Annotated in this window: 17 protein-coding genes; all 17 read right to left on the bottom strand. The window is 61.3% G+C overall.

Annotation, left to right across the window (positions count from 1 at the left end):
* Positions 1 to 10 precede the first annotated feature (10 nt).
* Complete coding sequence (locus tag VJ698_RS15550; RefSeq protein ID WP_324103695.1) at positions 11 to 799, bottom strand: 2-keto-4-pentenoate hydratase; 789 nt, start codon at positions 797 to 799, stop codon at positions 11 to 13.
* 24 nt (positions 800 to 823) lie between these two features.
* Positions 824 to 1,768 carry a 3-carboxyethylcatechol 2,3-dioxygenase gene (locus VJ698_RS15545; protein ID WP_324103694.1) on the bottom strand — a complete coding sequence of 315 codons (945 nt, stop codon included), beginning with the start codon at positions 1,766 to 1,768 and terminating at the stop codon, positions 824 to 826.
* Between the two features lie 173 nt (positions 1,769 to 1,941).
* Complete coding sequence (locus VJ698_RS15540) at positions 1,942 to 3,192, bottom strand: DUF1329 domain-containing protein (RefSeq protein WP_324103693.1); 1,251 nt, start codon at positions 3,190 to 3,192, stop codon at positions 1,942 to 1,944.
* Positions 3,193 to 3,214: 22 nt separating this feature from the next.
* Positions 3,215 to 4,810, bottom strand: a complete 1,596-nt coding sequence (locus VJ698_RS15535; RefSeq protein WP_324103692.1) for a DUF1302 family protein — start codon at positions 4,808 to 4,810, stop codon at positions 3,215 to 3,217.
* A gap of 62 nt (positions 4,811 to 4,872) precedes the next feature.
* Positions 4,873 to 7,242, bottom strand: coding sequence for an efflux RND transporter permease subunit (locus VJ698_RS15530; RefSeq protein WP_324103691.1), 2,370 nt, complete (start codon positions 7,240 to 7,242; stop codon positions 4,873 to 4,875).
* Between the two features lie 27 nt (positions 7,243 to 7,269).
* Positions 7,270 to 8,331 (bottom strand): WD40/YVTN/BNR-like repeat-containing protein, encoded by a 1,062-nt coding sequence (locus VJ698_RS15525; protein WP_324103690.1) that lies wholly within the window; start codon positions 8,329 to 8,331, stop codon positions 7,270 to 7,272.
* Between the two features lie 177 nt (positions 8,332 to 8,508).
* Positions 8,509 to 9,957: an indoleacetamide hydrolase gene (gene iaaH / locus VJ698_RS15520; protein ID WP_324103689.1), complete on the bottom strand. Its 1,449-nt coding sequence runs from the start codon at positions 9,955 to 9,957 to the stop codon at positions 8,509 to 8,511.
* Positions 9,958 to 9,991: 34 nt separating this feature from the next.
* The gene (locus tag VJ698_RS15515; protein WP_324103688.1) at positions 9,992 to 10,732 is read right to left on the bottom strand and encodes an aspartate/glutamate racemase family protein; all 741 of its coding nucleotides are present in this window, start codon (positions 10,730 to 10,732) and stop codon (positions 9,992 to 9,994) included.
* 16 nt (positions 10,733 to 10,748) lie between these two features.
* Positions 10,749 to 12,089, bottom strand: a complete 1,341-nt coding sequence (locus tag VJ698_RS15510; RefSeq protein ID WP_324103687.1) for an acetylornithine deacetylase — start codon at positions 12,087 to 12,089, stop codon at positions 10,749 to 10,751.
* A gap of 145 nt (positions 12,090 to 12,234) precedes the next feature.
* Positions 12,235 to 13,248, bottom strand: a complete 1,014-nt coding sequence (locus VJ698_RS15505; RefSeq protein ID WP_324103686.1) for a ring-hydroxylating dioxygenase ferredoxin reductase family protein — start codon at positions 13,246 to 13,248, stop codon at positions 12,235 to 12,237.
* 22 nt (positions 13,249 to 13,270) lie between these two features.
* Positions 13,271 to 14,668 carry an amidase gene (locus VJ698_RS15500; protein WP_324103685.1) on the bottom strand — a complete coding sequence of 466 codons (1,398 nt, stop codon included), beginning with the start codon at positions 14,666 to 14,668 and terminating at the stop codon, positions 13,271 to 13,273.
* Between the two features lie 199 nt (positions 14,669 to 14,867).
* Positions 14,868 to 16,208 (bottom strand): Rieske 2Fe-2S domain-containing protein, encoded by a 1,341-nt coding sequence (locus VJ698_RS15495; RefSeq protein WP_324103684.1) that lies wholly within the window; start codon positions 16,206 to 16,208, stop codon positions 14,868 to 14,870.
* 338 nt (positions 16,209 to 16,546) lie between these two features.
* The gene (locus VJ698_RS15490; protein ID WP_324103683.1) at positions 16,547 to 17,290 is read right to left on the bottom strand and encodes an SDR family NAD(P)-dependent oxidoreductase; all 744 of its coding nucleotides are present in this window, start codon (positions 17,288 to 17,290) and stop codon (positions 16,547 to 16,549) included.
* Between the two features lie 15 nt (positions 17,291 to 17,305).
* Positions 17,306 to 17,818: a hemerythrin domain-containing protein gene (locus VJ698_RS15485; RefSeq protein WP_324103682.1), complete on the bottom strand. Its 513-nt coding sequence runs from the start codon at positions 17,816 to 17,818 to the stop codon at positions 17,306 to 17,308.
* A gap of 23 nt (positions 17,819 to 17,841) precedes the next feature.
* The gene (locus VJ698_RS15480) at positions 17,842 to 18,375 is read right to left on the bottom strand and encodes a cupin domain-containing protein (protein ID WP_324103681.1); all 534 of its coding nucleotides are present in this window, start codon (positions 18,373 to 18,375) and stop codon (positions 17,842 to 17,844) included.
* Positions 18,376 to 18,413: 38 nt separating this feature from the next.
* Positions 18,414 to 19,529, bottom strand: a complete 1,116-nt coding sequence (locus tag VJ698_RS15475) for an alcohol dehydrogenase catalytic domain-containing protein (RefSeq protein WP_324103680.1) — start codon at positions 19,527 to 19,529, stop codon at positions 18,414 to 18,416.
* Positions 19,530 to 19,957: 428 nt separating this feature from the next.
* Positions 19,958 to 20,956 (bottom strand): AraC family transcriptional regulator, encoded by a 999-nt coding sequence (locus VJ698_RS15470; protein WP_324103768.1) that lies wholly within the window; start codon positions 20,954 to 20,956, stop codon positions 19,958 to 19,960.
* Positions 20,957 to 21,224 lie beyond the last annotated feature (268 nt).

The raw sequence follows: 21,224 nt of genomic DNA, 5'->3' as shown, positions 1-21,224 counted from the left end.
GCATGATTCCTTATTCGCTAAATACCGCCCGCACGCTGCTCAGTCCGTCGATCTGCGCGATGAACGTTCCTGGCTGCGTGACGGGTACCATCGGCCCGAGCGCGCCGGTCATCAGCACGTCGCCGGCCCGCAAGGGCGTGTTCATTTTCACCATCATGTCGGCCAGCCAGACGGCTGCGTTCAGCGGGTTGCCGAGACAGGCAGCGCCACTGCCGCGCGACAACACTTCGCCGTCACGCGATAGCGTCATCGCCGCTGCGACGAGATCGAGATCGGCCAGCGGTACCGGTCGGCTGCCGAGCACAAACATGGCGCTCGACGCATTGTCGGCAACGGTATCCACGAAGCGGATGTCCCAGTGCTGGATGCGGCTGTCGACCACCTCGATGGCGGCGAGCGCGTAGTCCGTGGCGCCAATGATGTCGGCAAAGGTGTGCTTTTCACGGGTGAGATCGTGCTTGAGCACAAGGGCGATTTCGGCTTCGACCTTGGGCTGGATCAAACGCGACAAGGGCATTGGTTGGCCGTCGCCGTAGGCCATGTTCGCAAACAGCGCGCCGAAGTCGGGCTGGTCGACACCAAGCTGCTTTTGCACCGCGAACGAGGTCAGGCCGATCTTGCGGCCGACGATACGTTCGCCGTTCGCTACACGCGCATCGACGTTCGCCCGCTGCACGGCATAGGCAGTGGTCATGTCGCTGAGCGCGACTTCGCCGCGCACCGGCCCCACCGGCTGGCGCGTTTCTTCTGCAGTGCGCAGACGTACGGCCAGTTCGTTTATCAATGTTTGGTTCGACATCTTCTCTCCTCGTGATGCTTGTCGTCAGGCTTGCAGCGGGTCGGCGTGCATAGCGGCAAATCCGGCAATCCATTCAGGGATCGCACGGTAGAAATCAATATGCGCGTCGTACGGGCCGAAGGCCGACAGCGCGCCGAATGCGGCGACCCAGGTGCGAATCTCGTGTGCCGAGCGGCCGCCGTCACGCGTGATCGCGCCGTCGGTCATGCCGTCCACCGCACGCAGATCCTGTTGCAGGCGCTTCAGGAACGCCGTGTCCCACTCCGGGTTCAACGGCCGCATTCCCGGCGCTTCGCCCTTGGAGAAGGCGACGGCGGCAGCCACGGTGCGCTCCTGGCGCGCCGCGCGCGCTTCCGGCGAAGGATTGCGGTTGGAGATCAGGCGTTCAGCGACTTCCTGTGTGGCGCCTTTCATTTGCGGCACCGGCGGCTCATGCGAAATGCCGCCCGAACCGATCACGAGCACGCGCTTGCCGGTGCGCTGGAGGAAGCGGCCGATGGCCTCGCCGAGCAGACGGGCCCGGCGCAGCGACGCCATCGGGGGCGCCACTGAATTGATGAACACCGGGATCACCGGATAGGTATCAAGGTCGCCCGTCAGCTCTTCAAGCGCTTGCGCGCAGCCATGATCGACCTGCATGCGGTACGAGATCGCAGTATCGATGTCTGCGGCGAGGACGGCTTCGGCCATCTCGCGCGCAAGTTCGACCGGCACGTTCAGCGCTCCCGGCTTGCTCTTGTAGTCGCCGATTGACTGCGCCGCGGCACCGATGCAGAACGGCGGCATCATGTCGTAGAAAAAACCGTTGTAATGGTCGGGCGCAAACACGATCACCAGTTCCGGATCATAGGCACGCACGCGCTCCCGGGCGGCAGCGACCGCCTCCTCGACCTCGGCGACGATCTGCGGCGCGGGATCGAAGTAGCCGTGCAGCGGCGTATGGGAAAGGCATTCGAGATGAATTGGCATGACGATGTTCTTAAGATGCTTGTTGGGCGATCCCCAACACTCGCAACGGAAGCGCTCGGCGAGCTGCACTCCGTCGGAGGTGTTGTCACGCCAGGTCGCACCCTGGCATGACGGGTAAAAAGGAGGCCGCCCGCAAAGGAGCGAGCGGCCCCAAACACGCCATTAGCGATGCCTCATCGCCCTGCCGACTCCAGCCTCGTCAGCGATACATCGCTCGGCTTGGCGTCGAAGTTGGTACGCCAGGTCGACACATCGATCAGCGAAACGGTTGCGTGGTTGCGCTGGAAGTCGATCACGCTGGCAGAGACGGTGCGGATGTCACCGGCCTTGGGATTGACGTAGGAGTGCATTTCGATGAACTTCCAGAACTCGCCCTTGCGGTTGTAGGTCTCGACGAAGTGCACACGCGGATAGGCCGTTTCGATGTACAGCACCTTCTTGCTGTACGGGTGCTGCGCCGGGGTAGCGACCTCGACCATATACACCTCGCGCGGCTCGAACGAGTCGTTCAGGTTCCAGAACGGCGCAGAGCGATCCAGTGTCGGATACTTCTCGGCAGTCGCGGACGCTTTCTGGTTCCAGACATCCACCCGGCTGTTGGCCGGAGCCAGAATCCAGCGCTTTCCCAGCAGCTTGTAACCCGGATACCAGCACGGACGTGCATTGAAGCCGTCGATCTCATCCTGCAACTGGTCGGAGGAACCGACCGGGTCCATCCATGCGCCGCCCGACAAGCGACGGGTGCGGCGCACCGCGGGAACATAGGCCCAGACGTCCGGCACCTTGTTGGAGTCGTACATCATCGTGTAGGTGCCGATGCCCTTGACCTCGGAAGGCGCCTTGAAGAACAGCAGCTGGCGCGCGCTCTCGTCGTCATCGCCGATGGTGGACGAGCCGCCGGTCAAGCGGCCTTTCATGTTGAAGCGCGTAAATTCGGCCACCAGTTCGGCGTGGATGCCGTTTTTGCCGTCAATCAGCAACTGGGTGAAATTCGGCACGGAAGACACGTCACCGAGCAGTGAGCCCAGGTGCAGGTTCCAGACGATCTTCTTCGCGGCTTCCGGATCTTTCATGTCGATCTCGGGGAACGGCTCGCCCGCTTTCCAGCCATCGACCTTGCAAGTGGCATCGTTGATTTTGGTCTTGCCTTCATTGGCCTTGCTGGCCTTGACCCAGTTCGGGTCAAGCGCCACTTTCTTCGCATGCGCCAGCGTGAGCTTCCAGCCGCTGTTACGGATACGCCACTCCATTCTCTCGGACAGCATGCTGCCGATGGTGTGACCGTCGAACGTGGCGTTCTTGACCTGGTCCAGGTTGGCGGCGGAAATCACGGTGCCTTCAGCCAGATCTGCTGCCAGGGCCGGCAGGCAGGCCGCGCCGATCAGTGCGGCGATCAGAGGGGAATACAGAGTTGTTGCTTTCATGATTGCTCTCCGGTGCAATGAATTAGAAGAGATAGGTCAGGCTGGTATAGACCTGATCGCGGTTGTGCAAATAGCCGAACAGCGTCGTCCTGTCGCTGCCAGGGACTGGAGCCTTGGCATAGCCGTTGTCCCAGAAGCCGTCGTACTCGATCTTCCAGCGCAAGTTCTTGCTCAACTGCGTCGTGAACGAAGGGATGAAGAAACCGCCGCCATTGGTGACGTCCGAACCCAGCACAAGCTGCGGATGGAGCCGGCCGTTGTCATAGCTCAGGTCGAAGATGGCTGTCGCCAGCGTGTTGTGGCGCTTGACGCGGCCGCCCCAGCCGACGCTGTAGAGCAGATTCTCGTTCTGGTCGAAGTTCTGGATCCATTTGTCGAACAGCTGCACCGAGAAGAACATCGGCTTTTCCGTGCCCAGGAGGCTCTGGGTGAACGCGAAATTCTTGTCCATGCGGATCATGGAAGCGATCACGTTCTTGGTCTTCCAGCCGTCGAAGCCCGGCGCTACGGCTCCGCTCAACGGCGACGGTGTTGCTGCGGCAAAGTTGAAAGGCGCATCCTTGATGTAGGCCACTTCGGTGCTGAACACGGCATCGGCCATGTCGGAATAGCGGCTCGCCGTCGCGCCGATCACGTTCACGATCGGATAGATGATCTCGCCGGCCAGGCCAGCCGTGGTTGCGCTTCCCGTCGGGGTGGCGCCGGACGGCACGTTGGGCAGGCCGAACAGCGCCAGGTTCGGCGACGGATTCATGATCGGCGAGTTGTAGAAGGTGCGCATCCATGAAACCGAGTAGTTGGTGTCGCCCGCCATGCCGCTCCAGCGCACGCCGCCGGTCTTGCTGTCAATGTCAGCCTTCGCGTTGTGCCAGGAGTACGGGTCGATCTTCCGGAAGTCCACGCCGGCATAGGGCTGACTGGACCAACGGCCGCCATAGATATCGATCTCGGTGCCGATATCCCTCTTGCGGTCCCAGCCCGGACGAATGAAAGCTTCAATGCCGCCGTTCGCCTCGGGAACATCGATATTGGCCTTGAGGATAATGTTGCCCTTGCGCAGCTCTTCGTTGGCCGGCTCAAGGAAGCTGCGCCAGACGTTGTCATAGCCTTGCGCGAGGTCGTTGGCGACGAAGAAGTCGGTCTCGCCCCAGACGATCTGCTGCTTGCCGAAACGGAATTTGACGCGGTCGCTTGCCTTGACGTCGGCATACCATTCGCGCACATCGACATCGTCGTACAGGTCCCTCGTCAGCCCCTGGTTCCTGTAGCTGTTGGCGCCCATACCTTCCAGATGCTTCAGGAACGGGGTATTCAATTCTTTGGACGCACGCGCCTTCGCCACAAATGTGACGGTGTCGTTCGCCTTGAAATCCATGTTCAGGCGTGCGGTGGTACGCGCCATGGATACCTTGCCCGTGTCGTTGTAGCCGGGCGTGTCCTGCCAGTTCTTGGCGTTGATCGACACTTCTTCGCGCAGATAACCGTCGAAGTGGAAGCGGCCTTCACCGCTGTTGTCATCGGCCAGTGCCAGCGGGCTGGCGGCTACGGTCACCGCGGCGGGGATCAGCGCGTGGATCAGTCGGCTACGCCGCGTAAGCTTCATCTTGCGTTGCTTCATTTTGTCTCCCAACAAAGAGGCATGAAAAGGAATTGGAAATATGTTTTTGTTTTGTTCAGAAATCAGGCTGCCTGCGGCAGCGGCACCTTGGCATCTCCTCCTCGCGAGCCAAAAATGAACTTGGGACGGAACACATAGATCAGCGAAGGCATCACGAACAGCGCCGACATCGCAGAGACGGAGAGCCAGATGGCCATCAGGAGGCCCATCTCTGCCTGGAAGCGCAGCGACGAGACCCACCACAAGAGCGTGCTCAGGATCAGCACGCTGGCCGTGACGATGACGCCCATGCCGGCCGAATGCAGCGCCTGGCTGATGGCATGCTCGGGTGAGCTGCCGATGGCAATTTCTTCCTTGACGCGGTCGGCAATGTAAAACGCGTAATCCACGCCCAGGCCGATGCCGAGGGCCGCCACCGGCACGGTATTGATGTTCATGCCGATGCCTTTCCAGACCATGAAAGCAAAGGTCAGCATGTTGGAGATGATGACCGGCATCATGAACAGCATCCCGGCGATCGTCGAGCGATAGACGACGGTGCAGAGCACCGCCAGCACCAGCAGCGCCAGCGCGATGGCTTCAATCTGGCTGGAGAGGATGATTTCGTTGATCGCCGCCATCACGCCAACCGCGCCGCCTGCCAGCTGCCAGTGGCCTTCCTTGAGCGGGTTGGCGGCGATGAATTCCTTGATGCGTGCCACCGCGGTGCGAATCGTTTCGCCCTGGCGGTCGCGGAACATCAGCGTGACTGAGCCGTTGGCGGCCTGCTTGTCGACAAAGCGATCCATGTCGCCCGGTTCGGAGACCGACTCCAGCATCGCCATCAGGCTGGCGTTGATGGTCGCGTTGTCCGACATTTCCTGATAATGCGGATTGCCTTCGTGCAGGCTGGCATTCACCTGCGGGATCACGTCGGCGATCGACAGCGAACCGCCGATTTCGGGCTGCACTTCCATGAAGCGCTGGAAGCGGTCCATCGATGGCAGTATGTCATTGCCCTTGACCACGCCCGGCCGATTGTCGTCGCCAATTACGACGAACAAGCGATCGACGCCTTCAAAGCGCGAATTGATGGCCCTGGAATCCTGGTTGTACTTTGCGTGCGGCCACAGGATCGGCGATCCGGGATTGGCGTCGCCGATCTTCAGGTTCAGCGCATAGATGCCGGCGCTGACAATCACCACCAGGCTCGTGCCCAGCACCGCATAGCGGGCACGGGACAAGGTGATGCCGACCGCGAAGTCCAGCACCTTGCGCAAGACCGGTTGCAGATTGAGAGGATGCGCATAGCCGCGTGGCCTGCGGATATAAGACAGCAGCACCGGCGTGAGGATCACGGCGCTGACGGTCAGCGTGGACACCCAGACCACGGACAGCACCGTGAGCTTTTGCAGCATCGGGATCGGGCTCATGGCCACCACCGCCATGCAGGCCGCGTCGGCGATCACGCCCAGCATGCCGGGACGGAACAGGTCGGCCAGCGCGACGCGGGCTGCAGTGGCGGACAGATCTGCGCCACTGAGTTGCGGCTGCGCCTCCAGTTCGTCATCGAAACGATTGACGATCTGCACCGAGTGCGAGACAGCGCGCGAGGTGATGAGCATCGCCACCACGATCACCAACGGCTCGAAACTGATGCCGAGAATCTGGCAGATACCCAGCGCCCAGATCGCGGAGACAAGGCCGGCCAGCAAGGGCAGCACGACGCCGCGCCAGGTGCGCAACAGGACGAACAGCATGGCCAGCGTGACGCCCAGCGCGTAGAACACCAGGTGCAGGGTTTCCGGCAGATAGTGGTTCACCCAGCCGAACAGGATCGGATCACCGACCACGCGGATCTTGACTGAGCTGTCGGCAACCTTGGCGATCTGCGCATTGATCTCCTTGAAGACCGTCGCGTAATCGACCTTCTGATCGATGAAATCCACCGTGATCAGCGTGGCCTGCAAATCCTTCGACACGTAAGGACCGTACACCAACGGGTTGCGCAGGACCGCCGATTTCAGCTCGGCCATCTTCTCGGCCGTCTGCGGTACGTCCGGCCACATCAGCGGCGAGCTTTCGATGCCGCTGGTTGAGGCGTGCACTTCCTTGAGCTTTTTGGACGCCAGCGAAGTGATCTGGAACTGGTTGACCGCAGACACTTCACGCATGCCCAAGGTCAGATCGCGCACTTTCTCAAGAACGGGGGTCTGGAAAATGTCGCCCTTGTCGACCTCGAGCATGATGGTGACCATGTTCGAGCCGCCAAAGGTGTCCTTGAATTTCTCGTGGGTCTTTACGTACTCGTGCTTCGAGGGCAGCATGTCCTCGAACACGGTACGCACCTGGATGTGCAGGGCGAACCAGCTCAGGATGAGGGTACAGGCCAGCAGCAGGCCGACGACCAGTTTGCGCCGGCTGATGCAGAAATGCGCGATGCGTTCAATCATGGGAGCAGTCTCGAAAAATTCGGGGATTCAATTCGGGTTGAACGGCGTCCATCGCTGGCCGTCCCAGGTGCCGACATCGGCGCCGGCCAGCCAGTAGGTGGAACCGGACGCCAGGGCGCGGGTATGCCAGGAAAGGGCACGCTCGCCCAGCACGCCGGTCTTCCATTGCACGCTGTCGGTGGCTTGCGTGTCTCCTTGTGTCCCGGCAATCCAGCGGCCCAGCAAGCCGACGGCGAACCATTCCTTCTTGTCTGCATTCCAGAGCACATCCAGCAAATGCTCATGCGCAGGCAGCTTGATCCTGGTCCATTGGCGTCCGCCATCACTGCTGCTCAGTACGACGCCATCAAGGCCGACGGCAATACCATTGGATGCATCACGGAACGCGACCGCCATCAGCGAACCTTCCACCGGTGCTTGTTCCTTCTCCCAAGTCTTGCCGCCGTCAACGCTGCGCAGGATCTTGCCGAATTCGCCCACCACCACGAACGCGCTGCCGTCCAGGATGGCAACGTCGTTCCAGGCCACGTCTTCTTCTTCGCGCAAGCGCTCCCAGGTCTTGCCGTAATCTTGTGTGCGCAGCAGCGCACCCATCTCGCCCACGGCGACCGCGATGCCGTTGGTGCCGGTGCGCACGCGGTTGAGCTTGTTGGCGACTTGCGAACGCGGCACCTTGTCGGCCTTGATCCAGTGTTTGCCGCCGTCATCGGTGGTGAGAATGACGTTGTCGTTGCCGACCGCCACAGCATGCTTAGCATCGTACGCGGCGATGTCCTGCAAGGACAGGTTGGCCGGCGTTGTCTGGCGCGCGATCTTGCGGTCCGCGCCGACGGCCAGGATCTTGCCGTTGGAAGCGGCCGCCAACAGCGTGCCGCCCTCTCCGTGCGCGATGCCGTAGACACGGTCGCGACGCTCCAGCGCCGGCGGTGTGACGCTCGCGCCCACTGCCTGGGGTTTGATGAACAGGCCTGCATACAACAGGCCGGCGATAATCATCCACGGCAGCGCCGACACGAGGAGATTGGCCAGGCGCTGCTTGCCGTCCAATCGGCGCGGTTGCTCCATGCTTTGACTGGAGAACTGGTTCATAAAGCGATCCATAAAGTTGACATGCAAAAAATGGCTTCTACGAACGGATTTTCTCGATCCCGCTCGTGCACGACTATCCGAACACTGCGGGCTTATCCCTTGCCTGCAACATTCATGACGGCCGCGCCACAAGCCGGAGATCCGTGCGCATAGCGCACATAGCACGACGAAGCTATGTCAGGCAGGCGGTATACGACCGAGCACCGATTCGATGGCAATCCCGATCGCCAGCAGGCGGCGATCGCTTCGAGCCGGCGCATCCAGTTCCAGCCCGACCGGCAGGCCGCTGCGCCCACCGAGGCCGACCGGCAACTGGATACAGGCAAGGCCCGCGCTGGCGGCGGGTTCGGTATTGCGGATCAGGCGTTCGAATGTTTCCGGTTCATTGACTTCCGGGCCTGCCAGCGGCGCCACGATGGTGGTCGTGGGAAATACCAGGGCGTCGATCGACAAGCTTTCGAACAGGGTTTGGTAGCGCTGCTTCAGCGCGTTGCGGCCGGTCTTCTCGGCGGCCTCGAACAAGGGCTCGACATCGACCATGCCCTGCGGCGTTGGCAATTTGCCGGGAAGGACCCATTGCTCATAAATGGCTTTCACATCCGGACTATTGATCTTCTCGACCATGGCCTCGATCGATATCCCCGGACCCTGCTCGCGCAGATACGCCTGCATGCCGACGCGTGCCTCATGGATCACGACAGGAAAACCGATCGGCTGGTTCAGGTCGAACAGTCCCGCATCAGGAATGTCGACCAGCGTCACGCCGTGCTCGCGCAACCAGGTCAGCGCTGCCTCGGCGCATGCCTGCGTGTCCTCGTCCAGATTGGCCCAGAATTCCGCAGGAACGCCAAGACGCAATTCGGCCAGCGCGATGGGAGGCATGGCATAGTCATCGGTAATCAGTGCATCAAGCAGCGCCACGTCCGACATGCATTGCGCCATCGGCCCGACGGTATCCCGGCTGGTCGAAATGGGAATCGTGCCCAGGCTTGGATAACGGCCGCTGCTGGGCCGCAGTGATGCGCAGCCGTTCAGCGCACAGGGGATGCGCATCGATCCGCCCGTGTCCGTGCCCAGCGCCGCCAGCGACATGCGTGCGCCAATCGCTGCCGCGCTGCCCGAGGACGAACCGCCGGCAATCCGTTCACTGTCATACGCATTGCGAACGCCCACCTTGCGGCCGGTATTGAATGAGGGGTTATAGCCCGTCGCGCCAAAGGCGAACTCGTTCATGTTGGTCTTGCCCAGCACCACGGCACCCGCGTCGCGCAGCTTCTGCAATGTGGGGGCATCCTTTTCGGGCACGAAATCGGCCAGTGCGGGGGAACCCGCCGTGCACGGCAGGCCGGCGGCATGGATATTGTCCTTGACCACGATGGGAATGCCGGCAAGCGGCTTGAGTGGCTTTCCGGCAGCGCGGTCCATGTCGGCTTGTGCGGCGGCCTTGCGCGCACCGGCTGCATCGACCGTCACAAAGACGTTGAGATGCTTGAGCTCCTCGATACGCTGCAAGCAGGCCTCGACCAGTGACGCGCTGGTCAGCGTGCCATTACGGAACGCTTCAATGGCCTGGTAAATGGTGAGATCGGTCGACAGCGCTTGGGCTGTCGCTTGAGACGTTTTCATGCAAGGCTCCTGTGCTGCCATGTCAAATGCCGAATCAAATACGGAAGGCCTGATCCTTGATCACTTCCGGGCTGGGGAAGGCGGTCTTGCTGTGCGCGATGCCAAGGTCGAGCAGCATTTCGCACATCTTGTAGGCGATCACGCCGGGATTGAGGACCGGCACCGGCAAGTTGGCTGCCAGATAGGCATGCGACTGATGCATGGTGGTGGAACCCAGTACCAGCACATCCGCGCCGTCTTCCTCGATCGCCAGCCTGGCCTGCTCCAGCAGCTTGCCGAACACGACTTCCTCCTTGCCTTGCAACAGAGACTCCGTATCAGGACGAACGTTGATGGAGCGGATCGATGCCACACGGGATTCGAGCCCGTACTCCTTGAGCGTCTTGCGGTAGAGCGCGAACCACTGCGGCCACATCGTCAGGACGCTGAATTTGTGACCGAGCGTGCACGCCAGATGGAATGCGCTCTGGCCAGGTGCCATGACGGGAATCGACAGGCGCGAGCGCAAACCGTAGAGGCCGGAATCGCTGACGGTATTGATGCACACCGCATCGAAGCCCTCTTCCTCCGCCTTCATGCCGGCGGCCAGCACTGCGGCGTCCATCAGGGTCGTGTCGTAATAGCTGTCGGCCAGGCTGAGCACACTGCCGGCGCCGACGAACTCCACGTCGATGTCCTCGCGCACCATGCCGGGAGGAAGCTGGGAGGCGAACATGGCTTTGGTCTGTTCGCTCATCGGCACGGGGACAATGAGCTTGATGCGTTTCTTCTTCATGGTCGGATCCTTTCAGTTATTGCGTTGACAAACCCAGTTCGCTGCGGGAGCGCGTCAAGGTATCAATGAGCGCGTACATGATTTTTCTGGCGCAGGGAATGAGTTCGGGGATGTAGGTCGCACCCATGCCACCCAGCCCTTCCGCCACCGGCAGTGGCGCCCCTTGCGCCGGCCACGGCCAGCCGATCCGTGCGGTCGGCACACCCCAGCGGCGCAAGGCCGCGCCGTCGGTCTGTCCGCCCAGCCAGTCGGGCGTACCATGCGGCTTACCTTCGATATGTTCCCAGCCGCGCTTGCAGGACTGGATGATCCAGTTGTGCGGATCGGTTGTGCCGCCCGGTACGGAACCGTACATTTCCCAATCCATCTGCAACTCGGGCCGGCGTGCCTTGAGGTCGGCGACAAAGGCAGCGAACTGCGCTTTCACCTCGGCCGGCGACATGCGTGGATTGACCCGCACGTCGAAGAACAATTCGGTCAGGAAGGACGGGAAGGCCGGGCGTTCGGGATCGCCGCCGCGCACGCCGGCAATCCAGCCATGCGGCTTGACCACGCCGGAGGTATTTTTCTCGGCGTAGTCGATGATCCATTTCTCCAGCTCTGGAATGACGGTGGCGGTGGCGCCGACCGAGCTGCGGAAGCCGGGAATGTCGTGCGGCACACCCGCGTAGCCCAGCGTGCCGTAGACGCGCAACTTGAACCAGGCCATGCCGGGCTCTTCGTGATACACCCAGTTCCACGGCTTCATGATGATGGCGAAGTCGGGATACATGCCGCGATTGAGCAGGTGCAGCACGCCGCCGGACATGCCGGCGTGCTGGCGTGCCGCGATGTCCACCGGCATGCCGCCGTCGGCCATGCCCATCAGCAGGTCGCCGCGCAGCGGCACCTTGGCTTCGATCAGCGCGGTGGCGACTTCGGTCAAGGTGGCGATCATGCCCTTGGGGTTGGACGCGCCTAGGCCGAACACCCAGTCGTCGATCTGTTGCGCGCGCGGCTGCATGTCGGCCTCGGTGGCCGGTCCGGTCAGCAGTTCCTTTTCTTCCGGTGTGCAGTCGAGATGCGTGTCGATCGGCGCGTACAGCATCACGGACGCGCCGCCGCCCGTGCCCTTGTACTGTGCCTTGACGTTGCCGCTGATGTCGGTCAGCGGCTGGTAGCCGGCATCGAAGCCAACCTTGCCCAGGTGGGCGACCATGAATTCGCTGGCCGCGCGCGTGGCGCCAGTCGGGCTGTGGATGTCGGTCAGATCGAACAGCAGTTGTTGCAGTCGCCTCGGATCGATCTTCGCGCAGGCCTGCTCATACCATTTCTTCTGTTCGGCTGAAAACGGGACGGGGGTGGTAGCGGGCAGCATGACTGGTTCCTTTGCGTTTCTTTTCTTAAGTGCGTCCAACAACATGCGCGGCGACCGACCCAAGGTGAAATCGGGAAGCGCGGTCGTACATGCGGTACGACGCGCATCGCCGGTTCGAGATTGGGCCGCGCAGCAGCATGGCGCTCTAATTGCTCGGCGTGAATTTTTCGCTGTAGATGTTGGCCGGATCGGCGCCCAGCTCGATCAAACGCTTGGTGGCGGCGTCGATCATGACTTGCGGCCCACAGAGATAGGCGACGGTGTCTGGCTTGACATCGCCTTCGCGCAGGGCGCTGACCGGATTGCCGTGATGCATGCCTTCCTGCGGATCGCGGTCGACGCAGATGCGCGTTTCGAGCGTCGGCAGCCATTGCTTGCGCAGCTCGATGTCATCTAGGCAGAACAGCGCATCCGGCGTGGCGCAACCGAAACTGAGCAGCATGGGCGGCTTGCGTCCGCCGCTTTGGCGCAGCGTGTCGATCATCGACAGGATGGGCGCGAGGCCGGTGCCGCCCGCCACGAAAATGTGCGGCGCACGCTTTTTCTCTTCGCGCAGGAAGAAGGAGCCGTACGGGCCTCTCAGCTTGAGCACCTGATCCGGCGCGGCGTCCTTCGACAGGAAGCTGGACATGGCGCCCTCGGGCAGGATACGGATCAGGAACTCCATTTTCGGCACGTCGGTGCCCACGCTGGAGGGCGAATAGCTGCGCAGCACGCCAAGTCCTGGCACCTCGATCTGCATGAACTGGCCGGGACGAAACTCCATCCACTCTCCCTCCGCCAGTTCCACTGTCAGGCGCACGGCATTGCTGGCGATCTGTTCGACCGAGTCGATGAAGGCATGGACAGCGTGCGCGGCGCCGCTGCCGGCTTCACTGGTGTAGGGAAGCTCGAAGCTGCAATCCGAACCGGCTTCGCAGACACACAGCAGGCGCGTGCCGGTGGCCACTTCACTGGCCAGCAAGGTCGAGCTGACGCCGGCGCGCACCGGCGCATCACCCGACGATAGTTGGGCCGCACAGGACGAGCAGCTGCCGGACTGGCACTGATACAGGAGGGGAACCTCGGCGGCGATGGCGGCATCGAGGATGAGCTCGCCGGATGCCACTTCAAAACTGTGGCTGACGCCATCGGCATAATTGAGTGTGACTTGATGCATGGTGTGTCTCATTACGATGAATTCAGATTCCGGGCGGATGCTGCTTGTGCCAGTCGCTGACGCGCTGCACGGCCATGCCGGCACGGCACAAGACGGCTTCCGAACCTTTTTTACCGATGAATTGCACCCCCAGGGGCAGGCCTTGCCGCGTGCAGCCGTAAGGCAGGCTCAGGCAGGGATGGCCACTGACGTTGAACGGCGAGGTGAACTGGATCAGGCGACGATTGGCCTCTGGATCCAGCGCGAGGTCAGCGAGCTGCTCGTAGGTCGGCGCCGCATACGGCTGCACGGGCGCGAGCACCAGATCGACCTGATTGAGCAAGGCATCGACTTCGCCGGTAAAGCGCTTCGCCGCCAGCAGGATGCGCTGGTAATCCATACCGCCCAGTTCCCGTCCTCCGTCAATCAGGCGGCTGAGCGCAGGGCCATATTCGGCGGCTCGACTCGGGTAAGTGGCTTCGTGCGCGATCGCGGTCTGCACGCCGCAATGGCGCTCCCAGTTGGTGCTCACGGCTCGGGTATCGGGCATCCGCACGCTTTGCAGGACACCGCCACCTTCACGGATATGCGCCATGATCTGATGCAGGCCATGCTGGATCGCAGGATCAACACCATCGCTCAACCAGGACTCGTCCACGCCCACGCGCAGACCCTTGAAGGTTTCGTCAATGCCGGGAATTTCCAGGCACGCGCCGGGTAGCGAAGTGGGATCCTTGGGGTCATGGCCGGCGATGGCGCACAATAGGTAGAGCACGTCCCTGGCGCTACGGGCCATGGGGCCGACATGGTCAAGGCTGGCCGCCAGCTCGAACACGCCATGCCGGCTCACACGGCCCCACGTCGGCTTGAGGCCGGTCAGGTTGTTGGCTGCGCAGGGGAAACGGATCGAGCCACCTGTATCTGTGCCGAGCGCGCCATAGCAGAGGCCCGCCGCCGTGGCCACGCCGCTGCCGCTGGACGAAGCGCCGGCCCAATGCGCCGCGCCCCAGGGGTTGTTCGGCGCCGGCAGGTCGGGATGATGAATGGCAAACGCGCCCTCGGTCATGCGCAGCTTGCCGAGGATCACCGCACCCGCTTCTTTCAAGCGTGTCACCACCGTGGCGTCTTCCGGCGGCAGGAAGTCGCGGTAGATTGTGGTACCCGCCGTGGTCGGCATGTCCTTCGTCCAGAACAGGTCTTTGACGGCAACCGGCACGCCATGCAAGGGGCTACGATAGTCGCCGCGCGCGATGTCGGCTTCGGCCTGGCGCGCCTGCGCCAGCGCCTGCTCCGCCGCGACGCAGGCATAGCTGTTGAGACTGCCGTCGAGCTTCTCGATACGCGCAAGTTGCGCCTTCGTCACTTCGACGGGCGAAATCTTGCCGCTGCGGATCAGCAGCGACAGATCGGACACTTCCAGATAATGCAATTCGTTTTCCATGCTCACTCCTCGCCACGAAAGAAGGGCGATGCGAAGGTTTCGTCGCGCGGGTGGTTTTTCTGCAGCTCCGGTGAAAGGAATGCCGCCGCGCGAGAAACAAGAGAGGGTCTGGCGAGCCCGGAAACACCGGCCACCGGCCGTCAGGCTCGCGAGCAGCGAAACAGGGACGCGCCCGATGGCGCAGCCCTGTCCTTCTCTCTTACTCTTCGTCCGAAATCTTCGGAACCTTGTAGCCGGGTCGCATGCCGTCGGCGGTGTCCTTGAAGCGCAGGCTGGTCGTCTTCAGTGCGCCAGCCACACCGCGTCCGGGCTTGGCGATCCCACGGTTCCAGCGCGATGCCACCTTGCGCCAGGTGATGGGAGACACGTCGGTTACCACGAGTTGCTCGTCATCCCAGCCGGTGCCGTCGGCGTAGAAGTTCTGCATCGCTTCGCGGGCATACAGATCGCAATCGTTGAAGCCATGCAGCGCGAGCGGCTTGTAGACACGGTCGAAGCGATACTGGAACTTCTTGCGGTCTTCCTCCGTTGGGCAGACGCGCACCAGCACTTCCCAGTATTCGTGCGTGTCGTCGGTGATTGGTACGTACCATTCGTACTGCACCACATGCTCTTCCGGCCAGTTCTCGACCATCAGCACGCCCGGCAACACCACCGAGGTACGGTAGTAGCGGCCCTTGATGCCTTCCACTTTGAGGCCGAGCTGTTCGTTCTCGAGCACGGGTGCCCACTTGTCGGTGAACAGCCACTGCATCAGTCCCTTCGGACCCTTGTCGTCTTCGATCGTGGTAATGCAGTCGTCGCTGGCGGGCAAGATCCCCAGGGGAAGAACCCAATCCAGCGCATGGACGATTGTGTTGTCCTTGTGGACCAGGATGTGGGCATTGTCGAAGCCGTTCTCGCAAGCGATGCGCCAATTGCCGAAGCCGGTGCGATGCATGCCAAGCGCTACCGCGCCTTCGTCCAGCACGCTCGGTGCGGACGGCCACAGCGGGTGCGGGAAGCGCTCGCTGTTGTCCGGAAAGCGGAATGGCAAGTCATCGGACAGCGGCGGGACGTCGGCATCGGCGAAATCGTCTTCGCGTACGAACACGAAAATCATGCCCGCAACTTCCTGCACCGGATAAGTGGTGATGCCGGTCGTGCCGATCAGCTTGTCATCCGGGTTGGCCACGATGGTGGACAACACGCCCGACTCGAGATTGAAGGTAAAACCGTGATACCAACACGAGATCGTGTCCTTGGTGAAGCACATCGGCTTCTCTGACAGGCGAACACCGCGGTGCACACATTGATCCTTCAGCGCATAGATCTTGCCATCCACACGACGCAGCACAATGGGAATGCCGCAGATCTGGATGCCTTCGACCTGACCTTCCTGCAGTTCATTGCTGAACAAAGCCGGGTACCAATGATTGATGAAGCCCCAGGCCGCATCCTTGTACGGCTGGTACTGGCTCTGCACTTTGCTGTTATTGGTGCGCGATTCACTGATGCCGTTCTTGACGACGCGGCGACGGACAACCGGTTGATCTGCCATGAGAGTCTCCTACTGTTTGGAAAAACGCTTCGTGCTATGCGAAGCAGTGATTTCATAATACGTAGCAGCATTCCGGCTGGCGCTCCCGCAGGCGAACGCACTATCCCATCAATGCAAAAAACACGCGCTGCATTTGCATTCATCTGCATGGCAATGCGCAGACTTCAGCGATCAGGAATGCGCCCGTGTTTCGGGCTGCTCTCTTTTGTGTCGTTGAACTGAAAAATCGAACGCCACAATGAGCGAGGGCTGAGCCGTGCATTGCACAGGACTCAGCCCTCGCGGCGGATTTGACGTGTTGGTGTTTGTTGTTCGTGTTTGTAGTTTGTGTTTGCTGTTCAGGCCGTCATGCCGCCGTCAACGGACAGCGTCGTGCCCGTCACATAAGCCGATTTTGCCGACAGCAGGTAGAGCACGGCATCAGCCACTTCCTGTGGCTGGCCGATACGGCGCATCGGGATCATGTCGTCGAGCAGATGAACGTCGCCGCCTGTCGAACGCATGTAATTCGGCGTCTCGGTCGCGCCCGGGCATACTGCATTGATACGAATGTTCTGGCCCGCGTACTCTTTCGCAACCGCCTTTGTAAGACCAACGACCGCATGCTTGGCCGCCACATAGTGGGCAATGCCATTCATGCCGCGCAGGCCAAAGATCGACGCATTGTTCACGATGGCACCGCCACCCGCTCGCAGCATGGCCTCGATCTGATACTTCACTCCGTAATAGACACCCTTGAAGTTGAGGTCGATGATCCATTCCGACTCCTCGACCGGCGTCTGATGGATCGGCTTGAAATCGGCGTGACCGCCCGCGTTGTTGAACGCGAAATCGATGCGGCCGAAACGTGACTCGATGAACCGGACGAGCGCTTCGTTGTCTTCGCGGCGCGACGCGTCCATCACCCTGATCTCCGCCCTGCCGCCCGACGTGACGATTTCATTGCGCACGGTGGCGAGCTTGTCTTCTGTACGGCCCGCGAGCACTACCGTCGCGCCTTCCGCCGCGAGTGTCAGTGCAGTGGCGCGCCCCATGCCGGAGCCGCCGCCCGTCACCAGGCCAACCTTATCTTTCATCAACATGCAGCCCTCCTTCGCTCAGGCGAATGTCGATTCTTGCTGCACACCGGCAGCAACGTCGCGTCGCAGAATCACCGGTAAGCCGCCATGCTTGCGTTTGCTGATCCAGGCGGACAGCGCGGAATCGAGATATGTGGCGTGCTTCGGGAACCAGTCGGCGAGCGCGGCAGCAAGGCGCTGCACATCGCGCAGGCCGATCTGGCCGGCCTTTGCGAGCCGGTTCACCTCCAGTACCGTGTCAAGCACCTTCTGATGCTCGTCGAGATGGCAATCCATGTTTGGATACTCCGTGCGCACCATCCAGTTTCGCTCTGCCTCGAAATGTGCAAGCAGATGATCCTCGACCGCCTGCAGGCAGCCAAGGGCCGTTACCGCATTGGACGCGGCAAGTGCCTTGACGACATGCACAAATTCTTCATGCGTGTCGTCCATCGGGGGATGACCAAGTAACATCGCGTCGCTCCATTCGAGCTTCGCGGCAGCGTTCTCATCGAATTCGCCCTGATGCGCGTGTGCGTGATGATGTGACATACGGAGACTCCTGTGTCGGTCTGTCAGGTTTTGGCGCCAATCAGCACGGACAGCATCACTGCCGGCGTTTCAGTCCGGTTGCGCCATGCATGGCGTGTGCCGTTCTGGATCACGACATCCCCTGCCTTGAGATGACGAACCTCGCCATCGTCGAGCTCGAGCCAGAGTTCTCCGGACAGGATCACGTCGTAGTCGACCGTCGCGGTCCGGTGAAAACCGGAGCCGTCGCTATCGAAGCTCTCGGCGAGACCCGGCAGGTACTTTGCGTATTCCGCGCCGGCCGCGGCACCGTCGAAGCCAGGCGCAGCCATCACGCTATCGGGCGGGAACTGCACGACAATGACACGCGTGCCATGCGGAGCGGGCAACATGGATTCGATACGCGCCACTGGGTCGCGCCCATCGAATGGCAACGTGGGCTCGGCTTCGGTAGTGGCCCACGCGAGCGTGGTGCGAAAACCGGGCACCGACGCGTAGTCGTGAGTATTTTCCACCTGACCATCGGATACCACCACCGACTTGCCGTTCCGTTCGCCGGTTACGATACGTCTTACCATTTCAAACTCCTTGTCCTTGTTGTATTTGGGCCGTGCGCTTACTGCACGATCACCACGTTGACGAAACCGCCCTTGCGCTGCTCGGCATCGGCGAGCGCTTCGTTAGCCTGCTCCAGCGTGTAGCGGTGATGATCGAAGACGCTCAAATCCAGCGTTCCCGCTGCGGCCATATAGGCAAGATCCTGACCTTCGCCCACCGTGAACCACAGGGAGCTCATCAGGCTGATCTGCGAGCACATCATTTCGTGCAGGTTCAAGGGCAGCGGATCGGACATGGCACCGACTTCGACCAGGCGGCCGCCACGTGCGAGCGATCTCAGGCAATCGAGCGTGACCTGGTGCGACGCGCCCGGGCCGATCGCGTCGAGCACTGCATCGACGCCCACGCCGCCCGTCTCGTCCCGCACCCATGCACCGAGATCGCCGGAACCATACGAGAAGGTGCGGATGCGTTGCGGATCGAGCGCACGCACGCGTTCGAGCAAGTCAGGGTTGCGTGCAACGCAGAAAATCTTGACCGCGCCCATCGCCCGCGCGATCTGCACCGCCCCAAGGCCCAGCGTACCGCTGGCGCCATTGATCAGCACCGTCTTGCCGGCGCCGACACCTGCCTTGCGCAAACCCGAATAGGCTGTACCCAGATAGCCGAAGCGGGCCGCTTGCTCGAAGCTGACCGCTGGCGGCAGCTTCACCAGACCGTCAGCCGGCGCTGTTGCATACTGACCGAAGCCGCCGTACGGATATTGCTTGTAAATCTGCTTGGAGCGGGGTCCAAAGCCGAAATAGCCCTGGAAGGTGTATGCGACGCAGTTTGTCGGATCACCATTGCGGCAGGCATGGCACGATCCGCACGAACGGCCCGGATTGATGTACACACGATCACCTGGCACGATGCCAGTCACAGCCTCGCCGACCTCGGCGACGACGCCTGCGGTATCGAGACCAAAAATCGCGGGCAAGTCCGGCAAGGTCAGGTAAGAGCGTTCGCCATAGTGGCTGATCACATTACGCAGGTTCGGCACGACGCCGGATGCCTTGACTTCGACGAGCACGTCTGTCGGGCGCAGCAGCTCCGGACGCGGCAATGTGTCAAGCTGAAAACGGCCGCTGGCGTCGTGTACGCGCATTGCCTTCATCTGCTTCGAAGCATTCATTTCGGTCTCCTTGATCTGGTAATAGGTTCGAGCCCTGCCATACGGCAGCAGAATGCGGGATGCACCGCGCGCGGCGCGGCCGACACCCCGGCTACGGCTTCGATCCTAGGGCAGGCAGAGACAGGCCGGCACTCCCGCAGGTGAACCCACTATCCCGCCAGTGCAGAAATGCAGCCGCTTTGTGCAGTCATGGGCGTGGCCGCGAACAGCACGGCTGCACGACAGCGGTCAGGAACGCATCGATGTTTCGGAGGAATTTCACCGAAGCCACGCTTATCGTCGGTTATGAAGTGGCCTGGATGGCTGAAGAGTCAGTGGCAGGTGATGGCAGTCATGACGCCACTGAAAAAAGTGGTGCCGGCAGAAGCTCGCCTGCAGGTGGCGCAAGCGAGCTTCTTTCGAGTAAGGCATCAGCGAGATATGGCGTATCAGGAGCGCGTCAATGTCTCGGACGGCGTTTCGCCGAAGCGGCGCTTGTAATCGGTCGTGAAGTGGCCCAGATGACTGAAGCCCCAGCGGAATGCGATGGCAGTCACGGTCCCGCTGGACGCCTGGGCCTGCAGGAGTTCGTCATGCACCCGACGCAAGCGAACTTCCTTCAGGTAATGCATCGGCGAGATATTGCGGAAGCGGCGAAAACCCGAGAACAGAGTCCGGGTGCTGACGCCGGCATGTTCTGCCAGATCGCCCACCGATATCGGCTCATGGGCATGCTCTTCAATGTACTGCTCGATGCGTTTGACGAAGGACGGCGCGAGGGAGTGTCCTTTGTCTTCGCACAATTCCGCACTGTAGTTGTTGGGCTGGCAATTCAACAGCATGCCCACGAACGTGGATTCGAGTTGGGTGCTCAACAACGGCGACAGCTTGTCCGTCGTCGACAGGACATCGCACATCCACGCCATCATCTGGACTAGGCTGCGGCCGTCGGGCGTATCGAGAGCCATTTCCATCTTGAATTCGACATCCTTCTGCAAGGTGCGGCCCAGATGCTGCTGGCACTGCCGCCTGACCACCTCATTATCGACTCGGATGATGATTTTCTCGGTGCCTCCCATGTGCTGAATGCGCGTGCTGGCGTGCGCATTCAGCACCACGCCCTGATCGGACTCGAACACGGCGCGCTTGCCGTCGGACTCGATAAATTCGCGTCCCCTGATCGGGACCTGGATCAGTGAGAACGATTCCAGCACATCCGGAGCGATGATGGTCTCGCCGCCATAAGTCATGCGTCCCACGCCCAAGCTGCCCGCATGCCGATAGTTGACGCGGGTATTGAACTGAGGATCTTTCGAATAGATGGCATTCTTGCAAAAGATACGCTCGCCAACTGAACGCGCCTCTTCAATATCGGACGTCCGACACAGGTCATAGTCTGACAACACAGAGTCGGCTGGAGTCACAGAAGGAAAGATACTGAGTGCCATAGTCTCTTGGATAAGTGATGAACAAGTGGGGGTTTGGTTTTCGGAGCGCGCTGAAATCCCCCTGGTCGTGCTGCACATCAAAGAAAACGTGCGACACACGAATCCATCACTCAGCCTGTCTCCCCCGTTATACGGCGCATGGTGTGAGCAGTGCTTTTGCCTGCTCGTTATAAGAATGATCCGCGCCGGGTGCAGAAATATTACCCGAAAATATGACCTCATTTCTTATTTTTGACATGCATCAAGGACGCATATTGCCGACCTGTGC

Source organism: Noviherbaspirillum sp., assembly GCF_035254685.1.
Taxonomy (GTDB): domain Bacteria; phylum Pseudomonadota; class Gammaproteobacteria; order Burkholderiales; family Burkholderiaceae_D; genus Noviherbaspirillum.
Note: the sequence above shows the minus strand (reverse complement) of the source record. Positions and strands in the feature narration are given on the sequence as shown.